General features: G+C 75.6%; 2 protein-coding genes and 1 pseudogene. 2 read left to right on the forward strand and 1 reads right to left on the reverse strand.

Going from position 1 to position 3375, the window contains the following annotated elements:
• Both K4G64_RS38780 and K4G64_RS40895 read left to right on the forward strand, forming a co-directional pair.
• Positions 1-1084, forward strand: a 1084-nt coding sequence (locus K4G64_RS38780; protein ID WP_221760545.1) for a PLP-dependent aminotransferase family protein, incomplete at its 5' end; no start/stop codon positions are given.
• A gap of 25 nt (positions 1085-1109) precedes the next feature.
• A pseudogene (locus tag K4G64_RS40895) lies at positions 1110-1357 on the forward strand (carboxymuconolactone decarboxylase family protein); the annotation flags it as partial.
• 187 nt (positions 1358-1544) lie between these two features.
• On the opposite strand, the gene pabB reads toward K4G64_RS40895, so the two are convergent.
• The gene (pabB, locus tag K4G64_RS38790) at positions 1545-3026 is read right to left on the reverse strand and encodes an aminodeoxychorismate synthase component I (RefSeq protein ID WP_374206513.1); all 1482 of its coding nucleotides are present in this window, start codon (positions 3024-3026) and stop codon (positions 1545-1547) included.
• Positions 3027-3375 lie beyond the last annotated feature (349 nt).

Genomic DNA, 3375 nt, shown 5'->3' on the forward strand with positions numbered 1-3375 from the left:
CACCCGCCCGGCCTACGATCTGCGCCCCGGCAGCCCCGACCTCGCGTCCTTCCCGCGCGCGGAGTGGCTCAAGGCCGCCCGCCGCGCCCTCACGGCCGCCCCGTACCAGGCCCTGGACTACGGCGACCCGCGTGGCCGCCCCGAGCTGCGGGCCGCGCTCGCCGGGTACCTCTCCCGGGCCCGGGGCGTGCGCGCCGACCCCGAACGGATCGTGGTGTGCGCCGGGTTCGCGCACGGCCTGACGCTGCTCGGCACGGTCCTGCGGGCGCGGGGGACACGGACGATCGCGGTCGAGTCGTACGGCCTCGACGTGCACGGGAGGATCCTGGCCGCGTCCGGGCTGCGCACCACCCCGCTGCCCTTCGACCGACTCGGCACCGACCCGGGCGCCTTGGCGGCCGCCGAGGCCGTTCTCCTCACCCCCGCCCACCAGTTCCCCATGGGCGTGCCGCTGCACCGGGACCGCCGTACGGCCGTCGTGGACTGGGCGCGGCGCACCGGCGGACTGGTGCTGGAGGACGACTACGACGGTGAGTTCCGCTACGACCGGCAGCCCGTCGGCGCGCTCCAGGGCCTCGATCCCGACCGGGTGGTCTACCTCGGCACCGCCAGCAAGTCCCTCGCGCCCGGACTGCGGCTGGCCTGGATGGTGCTGCCGCCGGGCCTCGCCGAGGAGGCCGCGGCGGCCAAGGGCGGTGTCGACACGTGCGGGGCGCTGGACCAGCTGACCCTGGCCGAGTTCCTCACCTCCGGCGCCTACGACCGGCATGTCCGCGCGACCCGCCTGCGCTACCGGCGCCGCCGGGACGCCCTGGTCGCCGCCGTCGCGGCCCGTGCCCCGCAAGCCCGCGTCACCGGCATCGCGGCCGGTCTGCACGTCCTGCTGCGCCTGCCGCCCGGCACCGAGCAGTCGGTGGTCCAGGCGGCGCACTGGCGGGGCCTCGCGCTCCACGGACTCGCCCGCTACACCAACCCCGCCGCGCCGGCCGAGCCCGTCGACGCCCTGGTCGTCGGCTACGGCACACCCCCGGACCACGCCTGGTCCGGGGCGCTGGACGCGCTGTGCGCGGTACTGCCCGGATGATCGTGCGACATTGCCCTCCGCGGCGATGGGCTCCCTGCATGCCGCCGCCGTTTTCGCGGCCCAGGACGCGAAGCTCGAACCGGAACCGCTGGAACTGGTGAGGATCCGGGCCTCGCAGATCAACGGCTGCGCGTTCTGCCTCGGCCTGCACACCGGGGACGCCCGCGGGCAGGGCGGGACCGAGCAGCCCTCCACACCCCGGCCGCCTGGCGGGAGACGCCGTTCTTCACCGAACGCGAGCGCGCCGCACCGGCGTTGACCGAGGCGGTGACGTGCCCGGCCGGCACGGTGGCCGCACGGGCGGCAAGGTCGTGTACCTCGCCGTGGGTCCAGGCGCGGTGCCCCTGGTGGAAGGCGGTCCGCCCGGTCCGCCCGCGCCGCTCGGCGAGCTCGGAGAGGTGGGCCGCGAGGTTGCCGGGCGCCTCGGTCGCGGCCGGGTCCAGGGCGACCTGAGGGCTGGTCATCGCCGGGCCTCCCCGGCCGCCCGGGCCGTCCGCCCCGGCGGGCCCTGCCGCCGCATCCGCTCGGCCGTGTGCCGGTGGAGGGCCCGCATCGGGGCCGCCGTCTTCAGCAGCATCTCGTCGTACTCCGCGTCCGGATCGGAGTCGAGCACGATCGCGCCGCCCGCGCCCAGATGCATCACGCCGTCGGCGAGGACCGCGGTCCGGATGACGATGCTGAGGTCCGCGCCACCGCCGCAGCCGAAGTAGCCGAGGGCGCCGGAGTAGACGCCGCGGGCCTCGGTCTCCAGCGAGTCGATGATCTCCAGCGTGCGCAGCTTCGGCGCGCCGGTCATCGACCCGGCCGGGAAGCAGGCCCGCACACAGTCCACCGCGTCCGTGCCGGGCCGCAGCCTGCCCTGCACGGTCGACACCAACTGGTGCACGGTCGCGTACGTCTCCGTCGCCATCAGCTTGGACGCCCGCACGGTGCCGGTCCGGCAGACCTGCCCCAGGTCGTTGCGCAGCAGGTCCACGATCATCAGGTTCTCGGCCCGGGTCTTGGCGTCCGACGCGAGCGCGTCGCGCAGCCGGGCGTCCTCATCCGGTCCCTCGCCCCGGGGCGCGGTGCCCTTGATGGGCCGGGCCTCGACGGTGCCGTCCCGGCCGATCCGCAGGAACCGCTCGGGCGAGGATCCGGCCACCTCCAGCTCCCCGAACCTCAGGAACGCCGCGTAGGGGGCCGGGTCGTCGCGGCGCAGCGTCCGGTAGAACTCCAGCGCGTCGGGTGGAGCGGGTAACCGGGCGGCGTTCGTCAGGCACACCTCGTAGCTGGTGCCGGACCGCAGCGCCCGTCGGCACGCCTCGATGTCGGCGAGGTACGTCGCCCGGTCGCGCACCAGCCACGGCTCGGCGGCGCCGGGGTCGGCCGGGGCCGGCGGGCCGGGCACCGGGGATTGCTGATCCGTGGCCACGCAGGAGAGTTCGGTGAGCGCGCCCTCCAGCCAGTCCGCGGCCTCCCGGGCGGCCTGCGGGGTGTCCTCCGCCAGGCACACGGCGTAGGTGAAGCCCTCCTCGTGGTCCACCGCGATGACCCGGTCGGCGAACAGCCAGGCGGCGTCCGGGGCGGGGGAGCGGTGCCGGTTGGAGGACCCGCACTCGGTCTTCATCTCGTAGCCGAAGTAGCCGACGTAACCGCCGGTGAAGTCGAACGGCAGCCCCGTCGCGTCCACCCGGCGGTTGCCCAACTGCCGCTTCAGATAGTCGAACACGCTCGCCCGGACCCGCCGCGGGGGCCGCCCGGCCCGCTCGATCTCACACCGCCCGGCGTCGACGTCGTACCGCACGAACTCGGCGAGCGGCCCCTGATCGTCCCCGAGGAACGAGAACCGCGACCGCCCCGGCTCCAGCAGCGAACTGTCCAGCCAGAACGCCCGAGCCGACCCCGCGAACATCCGCCGGAACACCGCCTCGGCGTCCACGGCCCCGGTGACCCGCCGCACATGCAGCCGATACCCGACCCGCCCGGGGCGAGGGGGGCGGGGGATGCCCGGGGTCGCTGAAGTGTCCGTGCCGGTCTGCCGGGTGCTGCCGGGAGTTGAGGCGCTCTCGGTGTGCGTCCCCTGCCCCGTGGCCGGGATGCCCGGGGTCGCTGAAGTGTCCGTGCCGGTCTGCCGGGTGCTGCCGGGCTTCGGAGCGCCCTCGGCGTGCGTCCCCCGCCCCGCGGCCGGGCACCGGGGATTGCTGATCCGTGGCCACGCAGGAGAGTTCGGTGAGCGCGCCCTCCAGCCAGTCCGCGGCCTCCCGGGCGGCCTGCGGGGTGTCCTCCGCCAGGCACACGGCGTAGGTGAA

The sequence above is a fragment of the Streptomyces sp. WAC04114 genome (genome assembly GCF_019733245.1).
In the GTDB taxonomy this organism is placed as follows: domain Bacteria; phylum Actinomycetota; class Actinomycetes; order Streptomycetales; family Streptomycetaceae; genus Streptomyces; species Streptomyces massasporeus_A.